Consider the following 13895-nt stretch of genomic DNA (forward strand, 5'->3'; position numbering starts at 1 on the left):
GGATTTAATGCCTATGCCATCGTTTCCAGGGAAGTCCACCTTCGGGAAAATGCGAGCAATCCACCTTCAGGTTGATCCGCATCGCCAGCCAAGGATCGGCCCATCGTCGGCGTCATTCCGACGGCGAGGTACTGGCGATGGTCGATCACTACCAACTCAACCTGGGCTCCCTGCGCAGCAGCATCACCCTGACCCTGCACACCCACCATGCCGCGCGACTGTGGCAAGGGCGCAGCGGCCGCGACGGGGTACATCCGATCCTGGGCATGCCCGGTTACATCAGCGTCACCAACCTGCTCAAGCACTCCAGCAGCCAGGGCGATCCGTACGCGGACTGGTTCATGCTGCAGCTGGAGGAAAAGCTGCTGCAGGCCAGGTTGGACATGGCCACGCTGACGCAGCAAATGAGCCGCGTGGAACGGGCCCTGCCCCCGCAAGTCGATGTCGGTGACAACCTCAACATCCACCCCGTCACCCTGCCGCTGTTCATCGGCAGCCAGCTGGGCTTTCTCGCGATCTACCTGCTCACCGACTACGACACCCTCGTCCGGCGGGTACTGCTCGCCCACCACACAGCGCTGATCGGCCGGGGCGACATGGAGTCCTGGATCGATGGCGGCGCACATCTGCTGCGCAGCCTGTTCGGCCTGGCGCAGCGCTACCGCCTGGCCGGGGTGAGCCGCGACGACATGGCCGCCAACAACGCCCGCGCCCGCGAAGCCATCGACAAGTTCGGCACCCTGCCGCAGGACATTCTTGAAGGGACGCGCCGCTCACAATTCGCCCCACCGATCGCCCGCAGCAAAGCGCCGTCCGAGATCGAAGGCCCTAATCCTGCCGAAGCCGAGGAACAGCCCACAGCCGACACCCCGAACGACGGGGGTGAGGCATGACCCTGGCCGAAGCCATTGCCCGGCGGTTGTCAGCCGATGCCTATCGCGAGTTTGCACAAGGTGGCTCCCTAAAAGGCCTTTTAAAGCCTTTTAAGGGTAAGGGGGAGCTGCGGCAGTTCGCCGAGTCGATCCTGCGCCTGCGCACCCAGGTCGCCGAGTTGATGGCGGTGATGCTGGCGATCATGGCCCAGCCACCCTTCTCGTTTCTGGACCTGCGTTTGGTCGTCCAGCACAGCGCGACGGGCACCGATTTCCTGCGCTGGCGCAGCCCAGACTTTCAGCGCATGGGCGTGCAGGTGTGGCAAGAGGCGGTGGTTCAGCCGCGTCTGCACCCGGAACTGCGGCAGGCGTTGTATCAGCTGGAGACCAACCGTGTGGTGCTGAACCTGCAGATGAGCAGCCTGCAGTCGCTGTATCGCCAGGCCATCACCGGTGCCAGCAAGCTTGAGGCCGCCGAGCTCGCCCTAACCCGTTCCCCCACCGAGGAGTAACCCGCATGAGTACTTTGTTTGTTGGTGAAGGCAACATCGGCAGCGTGCCGGAGTATCAGGAGTTCAACACCAACCCGGATGAGCCGCGGCGCCTACTGCGGCTGAATGTCTATTTCGACAACCCGGTACCGCGGGAAGGCGGCTACGAGGATCGCGGCGGCTACTGGGCGCCCGTCGAGCTCTGGAACCGCGACGCCGAACACTGGGCCACGCTGTACCAGAAAGGCATGCGCGTCCTGGTTGAAGGGCGCACGGTCAAGGAGGAGTGGGAAGACAGCGAGGACAACGCGCGCGTGACGTTCAAGGTGGAGGCGCGGCGCATCGGTATTCTGCCGCACCGCCTGGCCTCGGTGACCATGCGCGAGAAAGCCAGCGACAACGCCAGCTCATCGCGCAAAGGGGGAGGCAAGAAAGCGCCACGCAAGTCCGGATAAGTGCGTGGTACTCAGTGGAATCGCCGCCCGCAGCGCGATATCACTGGAGCCATACAGTCAGCTCAGCGGGCAACATTAGCTACTGCCGTTGCTTTACTCCCGCCGGGCACTCTTTTTTCGCTCATGCTCCAGCATTTGCTTCACTTCCGCCAAATACTGGTCCAGGGCAAGGAACGCCCGCCAGTGCAGCGGACTCTCCTGAACCCATGCAATCAACCGGGCGCGAGCCTGCTCCTTGTCCGGTTCCAGATGGGTGGCCATGAACAGCTCATAGGCCTTGATCGCTAGCGCATCTGCCTCACTCTGGTGGGATCCGTGCAAGTTTGTCGCCTCCGTGGTGACGGTCGGGTCATCCAGCATTTTTCGGTGATACGCCCCACAGGGTTGTTAGTCAACCTTTTGAGTCGTTCATATCTTTGGGGTGCTGTTCGACCATATGGGTCGAATTGGAGAGCGCCCCCATTGCCAGTGAAAGAGCCTAGCCCACATCACATTGGTCGCCAGTTGGCGAAGTATCGTCGTGCCCGGCACTTGACCCAGGCGCAGGTCGGCGAGCACCTGCAGATCTCCGGCGAAGCGGTGTCGCGCCTGGAGCGAGGCTTCGTTGAGCTCTCGGTGTCCAAGCTTCTGCAATTGGCCGACTTGTACGGCTGTCCCGCCGATGAGCTGCTGCTCGCGATCAGCCCTCGGCCGCAGGACCTGGGCGTGCAGATCAACTCCATTATCAAGGAGCTCAATGAGGCGGATAAGCAGTTTGCCTTGGAGTCCTTGAAAGCGCTGGCAAACCACCTCGCGCAACGCAAGTAACACTCGCCCGCCGATATGACCTAGACACCTTCGGATTTACCCTGGCGCTCAGCGACGATATCCCCACCCTGTCGGTATCCACCGAGAGGGCCCATGTATGCGCCTGTTCATCTGCGAAAAACCTTCCCAAGCCCGCGACATCGCCCGGGTGCTGCAGGCCAGCCGCCGCGGTGATGGTTGCCTGCTGGGCCAAAACATCACCGTCACCTGGTGCGTCGGCCATCTGCTGGAAACCGCGCCGCCTGAAGCCTATGGCGATTACAAACGCTGGTCCCTGGACGATCTACCGATCATTCCCGGCCATTGGCAACTGGTAGCCAAGCCCAAGGTCGCTGGCCAGCTCAAGGTGATTAGCCAGCTGCTGCGCACCTGCAGCGAAGTAGTCATCGCCACCAACGCAGACCGCGAAGGCGAGATGATCGCCCGGGAAATCCTTGAGCGCTACCAGTACCAGGGGCCGATTCTGCGTCTGTGGTTGTCCGCGTTGGATGACGCATCGATCCGCCGGGGCTTGTCCAGCTTGCTTCCGGGGGAGCAGACCTTGCCGCTGTACCATTGTGCCCTCGCCCGCTCGCGAGCCGACTGGCTGGTCGGCATCAACCTGAGCCGGCTGTTCACGTTGCTCGGCCACCGGGCCGAGTTCGATGGCCTGCTTCCGGTGGGACGCGTACAGACACCAACCCTGCGCCTGGTGGTCGAGCGCGACCGGGCGATCGCCAGCTTTGTGCCGCAACCGTTCTGGACCGTCGATGCGCACCTGGAGCAGAACGGGATCCGCTTTAAAGCGCGCTGGCAGCCCACGACCGCGGTCAGCGATGCGGTTGGACGCTGTATCGACGAAACCGCCGCAGAGCAGGCGCTGAAACGCCTTATTCAAGTCGGCACCGCCGTGATCGACAATCTGGAAGTCGAACACGTGCGAGAAGGCCCGCCGCTGCTGTTCGACCTGGGCACACTGCAGGAGATCTGCTCGGCCAAGCTCGGGCTCGGTGCACAGGAGACCCTGGCCACCGCCCAGGCCCTGTATGAAACCCACAAGGCGACGACCTATCCGCGTACCGATTGCGGCTACATACCGGAGAGCATGCTCGATGAGGTGCCGCACGTCCTTCACGCCTTGGCCGCCGCCGCACCATCGCTGGGGGCAGTGCTCAAGGAAGTCGACCCCAGCCGCCGCTCACGCGCCTGGAACAGCAGCAAGATCACCGCGCACCACGGCATCATTCCCACCGCCGTCAGACTGGATTTGGCGCAGCTCTCCGAGCGCGAGCGGGCGGTTTACACGCTGATTCGCGCCCGCTACCTCGCGCAGCTCATGCCCGAGCACGAGTACCTGAAAACCCAGGCGCTGCTGCACAGCCAGGCAGATCACCTGGTGGCGCGCGGCAAACAGATCCTGGTCCGCGGCTGGAAGGCAGTGATCAACGAGGCCGACGGCACCGAGCCGGCCGAACAGGCGCAGCGCTTGCCGACGTTGCGTGAATCCGCGACGGTGGCGCTGATTGACGCCACGCTCAACGCACAGCGCACACAACCGCCCAAGGCGTATACCGAAGGTACGCTGGTCAAAGCGATGAAGACCATCGCCAACCAGGTGGCCGATCCGCGTCTCAAGCAGAAGCTCAAGGACAGTTGCGGGCTCGGTACCGAGGCCACCCGCGCAGCGATCATCCAAGGCCTGATCGACCACGGTTACCTGACCAAGAAGAAACGCAGCCTGGCTGCCTCAGCGGCGGCGCATACCTTGATCGAAGCGGTGCCGCCAGAAGTGGCCGACCCGGTGATGACCGCGCTATGGGAGCAGGCGCTGGACCGCATCGAATCGGGCCAGCTGAGCGTCGAGACCTTTCTCGCCAAACAGGCAGAATGGCTGACTCGACTGGTGCGCAGTAACGCCACGCTCACCCTGCGCCCGCCCCCCAGCAAGGGGCCCTTCTGCCCGGTATGCCGCAGCGGCATGCGCCAGCGCAAAGGTCGCACCGGCAGCTTCTGGTCGTGCATCCGCTACCCCGAGTGCAAGGGCACCAAACCGGTGGCGAAAGCCAAGCGGGCGAAAAACGCATGACTTGACGGCACACTGCAGCGCTGGTGTAGTGATCTAGCCCCTCGCCGCTTGGCGACCAAGACCGATTCGCTCCGGGAAGCTCGGTCAGACTCCTAGAGTTCGGAGCCATACTTCACGTCATCAGCAGATGCCTATTCAGCGTTTCCAAGTCTCCCAGGTGGATGACCCGTGCGGCTTGCACCAGGCCTCAGGGGTCATCCGCTTCGGCGACGATGCTCAGCTCCGGTGCCCGCCGGCGAAACACTGGGCACCTTTTGTGCGCGGATGCGTGCCAGTTGATTCCGACCCAGGCCACGACAAGGGTCGGTTGATCCAGGTGGATCGGCAGTGGAGGTCTGCGACGGACTCCGGTGCCACAATCGCCGGGTCAAGGGTGGTCCAACTCTTCCTAGCCTGATGACCGTCGGGCTATTTTTTCGCCGCCGACAATCCACTGAAGGCCTCCTAATTCCGCCCGTTCAAACCGCCTGAAGACCACGGTTGACGGGCCTTTTGCAGCGTTTTATAGATGAGCTGCACGCCGCTGTCGTTGACAGCACCCCGGTAGCCAGGACCTTCAAGGCTACGCCCGTTTCGGGTGGTTCTCCCACAAGTGCGACTCGCGCTCGGCAGCTCGCACGGTCACCGGCCCATCGGTGATGAGCGCCTTCTCGACCGATCATGTGTTTGCACCTCCCCTTGCGGAACTCACCAGCCGCCAAGGCCGGTGGATGTCCGCGTTCTGCTGAACAGGAGCTCCATCATGACTACTGCAAGCAATAACGCCCCCACCACCTACTTCAACCTGCACACCCAAGGCATCGGTTACCTGAACCGTGTTCGCGAAGTCCCGGTTCGCCGCGGCCAAGCGTTCATGGCCTGTGACATCGCTGCCTTGCACGGTGCCTCAGACGACGTCGAGTACACCCGCTTCGACTGCAAGGTCGCCAGCGGTGAAGCCGACCGGCTGATCCGTGAACACCTGGAGGACGTCCGCGCTGAACGCAAGGTCCTTATCGCGTTTCGCATCGGCGACATCTGGGTCGATCCGTTCATGTACGAGAAAGGCGAACGCAAGGGGCAACCCGGCGCCAGCCTCAAAGGCCGACTGATCTTCATCGAATGGATCAAAGTTGATGGCCAATTCAGCTACCGTGCGCCAGCTCGTACCGACAGCGACGCCCCTGAGGCTGCTGAATCAGGAGAGTCGGAACAGTTGGACGGTGACGCTGACCAAGGCCAGCCAACTCCAGCCGCTGCACGTAAATCCACCGCCGCACGTCAGTCTGCCTAAGGCAGGTTGACCGCCCGCAGCAGGCGCTCTTATGAGCGCCTGTTGTTCATTCACGTCGGAGGTCGCCATGGAAAGCTTCTGGCTCTGTGAGGACTGCCTGCAGGCGGACGCCTACGACGACTTCAGCGCGCTGTCGTTGTACTACAGCGAGGCTGAAGTCAAACACCGCATCGCTCACATGCGCGGCCAACTGCAGGCCCTGCTACCGCTGAGCGCCGATTTCGACCCGCATACCGGCGCCGGTATCGAGGCCTTCTCCACGCAACCGTGCGAGGGCTGCCTAAGCCCACTGCACGGCACGCGACATCGCTTCACGCGCATTTGATCACACACCTAAACCAGCCTGGGGCACGCCCCAGGGGGTGGCGCTCCATCTCTCACGAGGAATTGCCCATGAACACCGCCTTGAACCTGGTCGGCCCACTCGATCCCGTACTGGCCCAACGCGCCCGTGAGGATGCGCTGATCACCGAGGCCCTGCAACTGCTGGACCAGCGTCACTTCCAGCGTGGCGAGGTGCTGATAACCCCCGCCGATGCTGCGGCCTACTTGAAACTGCAGCTCGCCCCCTACCACCACGAGGTGTTTGCCCTGCTCTGCCTGGACTCGCGCCACCGTGTGCTGAGCTTCGACATCCTCTTCACCGGCAGCATTGACGGCGCCTCCGTGTATCCCCGCCAGGTGGTGATCAAGGCACTCGAACACAATGCCGCCGCCGTAATCTTCAGCCACAACCACCCCTCCGGCTGCTCGGAACCGAGCGGCGCCGATCGGGTGCTCACCACCCGCCTGACCGAGGCTTTGGCCTTGGTCGAGGTATGCGTCCTGGACCACATCATCGTCGGCGAAGGCACTCCGCTTTCGTTGGCCGAGTACGGCTGGATGTGACAGCCCACCTTGCCCATGAGGTCACCGCCCGTTCGGGGTGGCCTCGGCGTTTTCGGAGAACCACCATGCACCCTTCCCTGCCCAATCCGTTTCTTCGCGGTTTCCAAGACCTGCGCTATGAGCGCGTCCTGCAGATCAGCTATGCCGACGATTGCCCGCCGTGCTACCGCACGCTGCATCCGGCTCAGAACGAGCTACCCAACGAAGCCATCACCCTGCAGCCGTGTCTATTCGATGACGACGTCGCGGTGATCACCGACGGTGTGTGCGTGCCCGAGTTTGTGCGCATGCGCTGCCCCGCCGACGGTCTGGTGAACACGGTGCTCTACCAGATCATGGGCAATCAGCTCGGACGCCCGATGCATATCGGCGACCTCGGCAACGTCGAGGCTGCGCGTGACCTAATCGAGCAACTGTCCTTTGCCACCGGACACTACAGCCGCAGTTGGGAGATCAGCAGCGCGCACCTGCCCGCAGACGAGTTCGAGTTCCTGCAGGTGTGCACTTGGTGCAACTCGCCAGCGGGCTTCTTCGAGTGCTTCGAGCTCAACAGCAACCATGCCGTGGGGTGCAAGCTGTACTCGACACCCTGGGTAGCGGCACATGAAGCCAGCAGGATCGGCTGGAGCGCCAGCGAAGTCTGTGCGCGCATGCGCGATGACCATGTCCCGCCGGTGCTACTCCAGCTGCTCATGCTGGCAGGCCAGGCAGACACCCGCCTGCTGATCTTTGACCCTGACGCCGCACCAATGGCGGAGCTACCGCTCTACAACGAAGACTAATCAAGGCGCCCTCCCGGGCGCCTTTTTTGTGGTGGCCGACTGAAAATCTGGCAGGCCAGATTCGGTTTTCCAGTGGGGACTCGACTCACGCCTTCGCCATCGTATCGGCAACATTTGTCGAGACACGGTCATGCACACACCCACACTCTCCACCCTCGGACTGATGATCGCCCTGGCGGGCTGCAGCACGCCGCCACCGCCTCCGGCCCCGGAACCCGCAGCACCGCCCGCCTTGCCGGCGGCCTCGACGCAGCCGAAAACCCAGCTTCCGGCCTGGGTCCGCCAGGACCGTTACACCCTCGTCACCACCCGACCCAGGCTGGAGCAGCGCCAACCGCTGTATCAACTGGTCAACGTTCAGATCGCGCCAGCCTTGCACGCCACCGTCGGTGAAGCCCTGCGTCACGTGCTGCAACGCTCGGGCTACGCGCTATGCGCCGATAGCCCTGGGGTGGATCGCTTGTTCCGTCGCCCTCTGCCCGCGGTTCAGCACCAGCTCGGACCGGTCTCGCTGCTGGACGCCCTGACCATCATCGGCGGCCCGGCCTGGCGACTCGACATCGATCCAGTTGATCGGACCATATGCTATGCCCTGCGCGTGCCGCCGCCCGCTCCACCCTTCTCGACCCTGGAGCTCACGCCATGAAGGTCCTCCATTTTCAGGCCCTGGTGGTCGGTGCCCTCTGCCTGGGCGCCGCCGTGCTCGCCGCCGAAACGTACAACCATCATCAGCAACTGGCCGAGCTTCAGGCTGCGGCCCGTAACGCCCCGGCCGACCCAGCGCCTGCCTTGCGTCGCGATATCGATACGTTGGCCGACCGGCTCACGACGCTGCAGCCGCAGGTGTTGGCGTTGGGCGAGGCGCAAGGTAGACACACTGCGGCGCAGGCCGCCCTCGGCCAGCAACAGGGTGAGCTGGCCGTCTCGCTCAAGACGCTCCAGGCGGCACCGCCAGGTCCAAGCAGCAACGATCTGAAGGCGCTGGAACAACGGTTGGCTGCGGCAGAGGCCACGCTCGAGAAACTGTCGGCCCGCCCTTCTGTGCCTGCGGCCGCCAACACCCAGCCAAAGGCCTCCACGGGTGAAAAAGCCAAGGCCAAGGCGCTGACACCGCCCTTCATCTTGCTCGGGATCGAGACCCGAGGTGACCTCAGGTTCGTGGCCGCCCTGCCCTCAGGTGCGCATTCATTGACGACCGTGCACCTGCTGCAGCCTGGCGACAGCTTGAACAGCTGGCAACTGCGCGCGATCCGCGCAGACCAGGTGGTGTTCCATGTCCCGGGGCATGGCGACCACACACTGCCCCTGCCGTGACGAGGTGCGTATGGCTAGGCTCTCCATTCTCTCGTTTATTCTGGTTCCCAGCTGCCTGTTCACAGGAGTGGCGTGGAGCGCGCCAAAACTGGTCGACTCGGCTCCGCAGTTCAGCGAACAATCGCTGCTGGATCGGGAGGTATCCGCTGCGGCGCGGGCAACGGCCTGGGGGCTGACGGATGATGAATGGGCCAAGTTCGAGCGCTTGCAGGCTGGACCCCGCCACTACTGGTCGCCGCAGCTCGATCCGCTCACCACCCTCGGGGTGGAAGCCGACTCGGACCAGGAACGGCAACGCTACGCCGAGCTGCAGGTCCGTCTCGAAGCCAAGCGCGCCGAGCGCGAACTGGCCTACCAGAAAGCCTACACCGCCGCCTGGGCGCGACTATTCCCGGGAATGCTGCCCGTGCAGGGCATGGCCGACGATCCAGCGGCTACCCCTGCTGGCCGCTTTGCCCTGTTTGTGGAGGAACGCTGCCCGCCCTGCGTCTCCAACACCCAGCAGTGGCTGCGTAGCGGCGCCCACCTCGATGTGTACCTGGTCGGCAGCCAAGGTGACGATACGCGTCTACGCCGGTGGGCTCGGGGGGCGGGCATTACCCCCGCCCAGGTCAGCAGTGGCCAGGTCACTCTCAACCATGACCGTGGCCGCTGGTTCGCCCTGGGCGCCAGCCGCCCCTTACCGGCGCGCTACCAGCAGGTGGACGGGAAATGGCAGCGCATCGACTGATCCTCGCGCTGGCCTTGACCTGCGCCACGACCGTTCACGCCGACGCGCTGCCGCCGCCTGCGTATCAACTGGCCGCCGCACGCGCCGGCATCCCCGCTTCCGTGCTGTTCGCCATCGCCCTCCAAGAGAGCGGCACGCCGCTGCGGGGTCACCTCATGCCCTGGCCCTGGACCCTGAATGTCGCGGGCACACCGCAGCGTTTCGCCCGCCGTGATGAGGCGTGTACTGCACTCAAGCAGGCGCTGATCCGCCACGACACCAAGCGAATCGATGTCGGGCTGGGTCAGACCAACCTCGGCTACCACCCGGATCGCTACCGCAGTGCCTGTGATGCTCTCGACCCGCGCTCCAACCTGGCTGTGACTGCCGAGTTGCTGCGCGCCCACTACGCCGACAGCGGTGACTGGGTCGTGGCAGCAGGCCGCTATCACCGTCCTGCCGGCGGTAAACCCGCAGCGCAGTACCGCCGACAGTTCAGCCAGCATTGGCAGCGGGTTCAGGCAGTCGTGGCATCTCCGAGAGGGCCACGGCCATGAGCCGTCAGTGCTGGGTAACTCTGTGTATTTGTCTCTGGTGGCCGGTTGGCGCGCTCGGGGCCCCCAGCCAGCGGCCCGATCCCCGCGCGCTGACGTGGGCCCTGCCCGTACACAGCACACGCCTATCGCCCGGTGCCGTGTCGCCAAGGACCTTAAACCTACCAGGGTTCACGCCACTGTTCCTGGTCGGGCACGACGCCGCCTCTCTGGAATGGTTGACCCAGCATGCACAGAGGCTGCAGGACCTGGGCGCCAGCGGCCTGGCTGTTGAAGTGGCCGACGCCCGGGCCTTGCGCCGCATTCAGGCGGTAGCCCCGGGCCTGGACATCTGGCCGGTGAGTGGTGACGACATCGCCGAACGCCTGGAGCTGCAGCATTACCCGGTGCTGGTCACGTCCACCGGCCTGGAACAGTGAGGGTGAACCATGGGCGAACATGCGATGGAGTCCCTGCTGCGCCCTGCGGTGGAGCTTTACACCGTGGGTATTTGCGCCGGTGCCGGCGCCCTGTGCCTGCATTCGCCCTGGGCGGTGGCGCTGTCGCCCGAGGTAGGGGCAGGCATGGCCCTGGCCTACACCGCGTTCGGCTTGAAGCGGCTCAATGAGGCGCGGATCGTCCTGCGCTATCGGCGCAATATCCGCCGCCTGCCGCGCTATTCGCTGACCAGTCGGCACATTCCAGTGAGCGGCAAGCGCCTGTTCATGGGCCGCGGCTTTCGCTGGACCCGCCTGCACACCCAGCGTCTGCTCGAGGCGCAGGATCCGGCGCTGGCCCGCTACGTCAATCAGTCGGCCGCCCACCAGTGGGCGCGGCGGATGGAACATCTGCTGGAGAAGGCCCCACCTGGGCTGTCAATGCTGCCCCGCTTGACCGCCTGGGACAGCCCATTCAATCCGGTGCGGCCACTGCCGCCGGTGGGCGGCTCGCCACTGCTGCACGGCGTCGAGCCAAAGGAACAGGAAGCCAGCTTGCCGCTGGGCGAGCGCGTCGGCCACACCCTGGTGCTGGGGACCACCCGGGTCGGTAAGACACGCCTGGCCGAGGTGTACATCACCCAGGATATCCACCGGCCGAGCCAGGAGGTAGTCATCGTATTCGACCCCAAGGGCGATGCTGACCTACTCAAGCGCATGTACGTCGAAGCGCGCCGCGCCGGTCGTGAGCATGAATTCTATGTGTTCCACCTGGGCTGGCCGGAGATCTCCGCTCGCTACAACGCCATCGGCCGCTTCGGCCGCATTTCCGAAGTCGCCACCCGCATCGCCGGCCAACTGAGCGGCGAAGGCAACTCGGCGGCGTTTCGCGAGTTCGCCTGGCGCTTCGTCAACATCATCGCCCGAGCGTTGATCGAGCTCGGCCGGCGCCCTGACTACCTGCAGATCCAGCGGCACGTGGTGAACATCGATGCGCTGTTCATCGAGTACGCTCAGCACTTCTTCGCCCGCCATAATCCGCAGGCCTGGGAAGCAATCGTGCAGATCGAAGGTCGCCTGAACGAAAAGAATATCCCGCGGCACATGGTCGGCCGAGAAAAGCGCGTGGTCGCCATCGAGCAGTACCTGACCGCCAAGCGCATCTTCGATCCAGTGATGGACGGCCTGCGCTCGGCGGTGCGCTACGACCGCACCTACTTCGACAAGATCGTAGCCTCGCTGTTGCCGCTGCTGGAAAAGCTCACCAGCGGCAAGACAGCGCAACTGCTCGCCCCCAACTACAACGACCTCGACGATCCGCGGCCGATCTTCGACTGGCTGCAGGTCATCCGCAAACGGGGCATCGTCTACGTTGGCCTGGATGCGCTGTCCGATGCTGAGGTGGCCGCCGCTGTCGGTAACTCGATGTTTGCCGACCTGGTCTCCGTCGCTGGCCATATCTACAAACACGGTATCGATCATGGTCTGCCAGGATCCTCCAGCGCCGCGGACAGGGTGCCGATCAACCTTCACGCCGACGAGTTCAACGAGCTGATGGGCGACGAGTTCATTCCGCTGATCAACAAAGGTGGTGGCGCCGGAATCCAAGTCACTGCCTACACCCAGACCTTGAGCGACATCGAGGCGCGAATCGGCAACCGGGCCAAGGCCGGCCAGGTCATCGGCAACTTCAACACCTTGCAGATGCTACGGGTACGGGAGACCGCCACCGCCGAACTGCTGACCAACCAGTTGCCCAAGGTCAACGTGCAGACCCGCACCCTGGTCTCCGGCGCGACGGATACCGCCGATCCTGATGCCCGGACTGACTTCACCTCCTCCTCGCAGGACCGGGTTACCACGACCGCCGTGCCGCTGATTGAACCCGCGCACATCATCGCCTTGCCCAAGGGGCAGATGTTTTCGTTTCAGGAAGGCGGACAATTGTGGAAGGTGCGCATACCGCTACCGAAACCGGCTAGCGACGATGCGATGCCGGCGGATCTGCAGACCCTGGCTGCGCGCATGCGCGAGTCCTACAACGCCAATGCGGGGAGTTGGTGGGGCACCACCGGAGGTGCTCCGACGGTCGATTTCAATCCGGAGCAGGCGCCACCCGGGCGCAGGCACACCCCGTAAGCGCGCCCTCAGCAACCGAGAATGTGGAGCCTGTATGCCTACCACCCCAGCCAGCTCACCTCCTCCACAGCGGAGTCCGGGGCTCATCTTCGGCATGCTCGAGCTGTGTCTGCGACTGCTCGGCCTATTGTTCGCTTCGCTGATTTTCTCCGTTTTGCTTGAGTTTGCAGGCATGCTGTGGTTCTGGCCCGAGCAGGGCTGGCATCACAGCCATGCCATGTGGCTGAGCGAGCTGGGCTGGCTCAGCGCCCATTTCAAGAGTTCGCTGATTGTGCAAGAACCAGCGCAAGCGACGGCGAAGGTACTCGAACGCCTGAACGACTGGGTCGTAGAGCGGTCCGGGTGGGCGCAATTCGATACCCAGCTGAAGCTGCTCAGTCGAGAAGCGTCAATGCAGGGGCAGTTGGCACAAGTCTACGTTGTGATACAGGACTATCTGCTGGCTGGCTTGTTTACGGTCTTTACTTTCGTGGTGCGCCTAGCCGTTCTCACCTTGGCCATGCCTCTGTTCTTGCTTGCGATTATCACCGGTACGGTCGATGGACTGATGCGCCGAGACCTCCGAAAATTTCGCGCCGACCGCGAAAGTAGTTTTGTCTATCATCGGGCTAAGCGGACATTACTGCCATCCATGGTAAGCCCTTGGCTCATCTACCTATCACTGCCTTGGTCGCTAAACCCCAACTGGGTCTTACTGCCATGTGCTGCTTTCCTCGGTTTTATGGTCATGATCACCGCCTCAACCTTCAAAAAATACCTGTGACTCGACGGCTCTCCTGCTGCGTCCATCCTTACCGCGGGTCCCCACCCCACAATTACGCGCCCATCCTAAGCAGGCAGTAATTCAAATCAGATGTCTGAGCGCTTAGGATATAGGCAAAATGCCATGACAGCGTTAAGCTACGACCATCAAGAAGTGGCGAATACCTCATAGCTGCCATCTTGAGATCATCGCGAATCTTACCTCATGAACATAACGGCAGAAAAAATGGATTTAGTCAGTGAAAGTTAAAAAGTTCACATCCGATGCCAGCATAAGTTCAGGGGAATCCTTGCAGACTTCAAGGCAAAAAAATTTGAGAAAAACCGTCGCTTTGGGAAGTCATTTAAGTTTAGAAGCAACTATCGCA

The 13895-nt window shown here is 63.2% G+C and carries 17 protein-coding genes; 16 read left to right on the forward strand and 1 reads right to left on the reverse strand.

All coding sequences use genetic code 11. The features are described from left to right. The first annotated feature begins 137 nt into the window (after window positions 1-137). From HX824_RS10425 to HX824_RS10435, 3 genes are read left to right on the forward strand one after another with little or no spacing between them, the layout of a single operon-like run. Window positions 138-893, forward strand: a complete 756-nt coding sequence (locus HX824_RS10425; RefSeq protein ID WP_177051170.1) for a PFL_4669 family integrating conjugative element protein — start codon at window positions 138-140, stop codon at window positions 891-893. Beyond that, window positions 890-1384 (forward strand): DUF3158 family protein, encoded by a 495-nt coding sequence (locus tag HX824_RS10430; protein ID WP_177051172.1) that lies wholly within the window; start codon window positions 890-892, stop codon window positions 1382-1384. The genes HX824_RS10425 and HX824_RS10430 overlap by 4 nt, the downstream gene beginning before the upstream one ends. A 5-nt stretch (window positions 1385-1389) precedes the next feature. Next, complete coding sequence (locus HX824_RS10435) at window positions 1390-1818, forward strand: single-stranded DNA-binding protein (RefSeq protein ID WP_012052638.1); 429 nt, start codon at window positions 1390-1392, stop codon at window positions 1816-1818. 93 nt (window positions 1819-1911) lie between these two features. Here the strand turns inward: HX824_RS10435 and HX824_RS10440 are convergent, their stop codons facing one another. Beyond that, the gene (locus HX824_RS10440; RefSeq protein WP_177051278.1) at window positions 1912-2139 is read right to left on the reverse strand and encodes a hypothetical protein; all 228 of its coding nucleotides are present in this window, start codon (window positions 2137-2139) and stop codon (window positions 1912-1914) included. Window positions 2140-2280: 141 nt separating this feature from the next. Here HX824_RS10440 and HX824_RS10445 point away from each other — a divergent pair, with 141 nt between their 5' ends. The 13 genes from HX824_RS10445 to HX824_RS10505 all read left to right on the forward strand — a co-directional run bounded on the left by HX824_RS10445 (window position 2281) and on the right by HX824_RS10505 (window position 13528). Next, a complete protein-coding gene (locus HX824_RS10445; RefSeq protein ID WP_177051174.1) occupies window positions 2281-2625 on the forward strand; it encodes a helix-turn-helix domain-containing protein in 345 nt (114 codons plus the stop codon). A gap of 97 nt (window positions 2626-2722) precedes the next feature. Further along, window positions 2723-4690 carry a DNA topoisomerase III gene (locus HX824_RS10450; RefSeq protein ID WP_177054520.1) on the forward strand — a complete coding sequence of 656 codons (1968 nt, stop codon included), beginning with the start codon at window positions 2723-2725 and terminating at the stop codon, window positions 4688-4690. A 742-nt stretch (window positions 4691-5432) separates the two neighbouring features. Beyond that, window positions 5433-5963: an STY4534 family ICE replication protein gene (locus tag HX824_RS10455; protein ID WP_177051178.1), complete on the forward strand. Its 531-nt coding sequence runs from the start codon at window positions 5433-5435 to the stop codon at window positions 5961-5963. Window positions 5964-6030: 67 nt separating this feature from the next. Beyond that, window positions 6031-6288 carry a hypothetical protein gene (locus HX824_RS10460; protein ID WP_177051180.1) on the forward strand — a complete coding sequence of 86 codons (258 nt, stop codon included), beginning with the start codon at window positions 6031-6033 and terminating at the stop codon, window positions 6286-6288. A 68-nt stretch (window positions 6289-6356) separates the two neighbouring features. Continuing rightward, a complete protein-coding gene (locus HX824_RS10465) occupies window positions 6357-6851 on the forward strand; it encodes a JAB domain-containing protein (RefSeq protein ID WP_177051182.1) in 495 nt (164 codons plus the stop codon). 65 nt (window positions 6852-6916) lie between these two features. Next, window positions 6917-7633, forward strand: a complete 717-nt coding sequence (locus HX824_RS10470; protein ID WP_177051184.1) for a hypothetical protein — start codon at window positions 6917-6919, stop codon at window positions 7631-7633. Window positions 7634-7763: 130 nt separating this feature from the next. Next, on the forward strand, window positions 7764-8279 hold the full coding sequence (locus HX824_RS10475) for a PilL N-terminal domain-containing protein (protein ID WP_177051186.1): 516 nt from the start codon (window positions 7764-7766) through the stop codon (window positions 8277-8279). Next, window positions 8276-8947 carry a hypothetical protein gene (locus tag HX824_RS10480; protein WP_177051188.1) on the forward strand — a complete coding sequence of 224 codons (672 nt, stop codon included), beginning with the start codon at window positions 8276-8278 and terminating at the stop codon, window positions 8945-8947. The genes HX824_RS10475 and HX824_RS10480 overlap by 4 nt, the downstream gene beginning before the upstream one ends. A gap of 10 nt (window positions 8948-8957) precedes the next feature. Next, window positions 8958-9677: a TIGR03759 family integrating conjugative element protein gene (locus HX824_RS10485; RefSeq protein WP_177051190.1), complete on the forward strand. Its 720-nt coding sequence runs from the start codon at window positions 8958-8960 to the stop codon at window positions 9675-9677. Continuing rightward, window positions 9659-10213: a transglycosylase gene (locus tag HX824_RS10490; protein ID WP_177051192.1), complete on the forward strand. Its 555-nt coding sequence runs from the start codon at window positions 9659-9661 to the stop codon at window positions 10211-10213. The genes HX824_RS10485 and HX824_RS10490 overlap by 19 nt, the downstream gene beginning before the upstream one ends. After that, window positions 10210-10629, forward strand: coding sequence for an integrating conjugative element protein (locus HX824_RS10495; RefSeq protein WP_177051194.1), 420 nt, complete (start codon window positions 10210-10212; stop codon window positions 10627-10629). The genes HX824_RS10490 and HX824_RS10495 overlap by 4 nt, the downstream gene beginning before the upstream one ends. Before the next feature lie 9 nt (window positions 10630-10638). Beyond that, a complete protein-coding gene (gene traD / locus HX824_RS10500) occupies window positions 10639-12765 on the forward strand; it encodes a type IV conjugative transfer system coupling protein TraD (protein ID WP_177051196.1) in 2127 nt (708 codons plus the stop codon). Between the two features lie 34 nt (window positions 12766-12799). Then, entirely contained in the window at window positions 12800-13528 is a 729-nt protein-coding gene (locus HX824_RS10505) for a TIGR03747 family integrating conjugative element membrane protein (RefSeq protein ID WP_177051198.1), read from the forward strand. The last annotated feature ends 367 nt before the right edge of the window (window positions 13529-13895 follow it).

Source organism: Pseudomonas sp. D4002, from assembly GCF_013385665.1.
Classification (GTDB): Bacteria; Pseudomonadota; Gammaproteobacteria; order Pseudomonadales; family Pseudomonadaceae; genus Aquipseudomonas.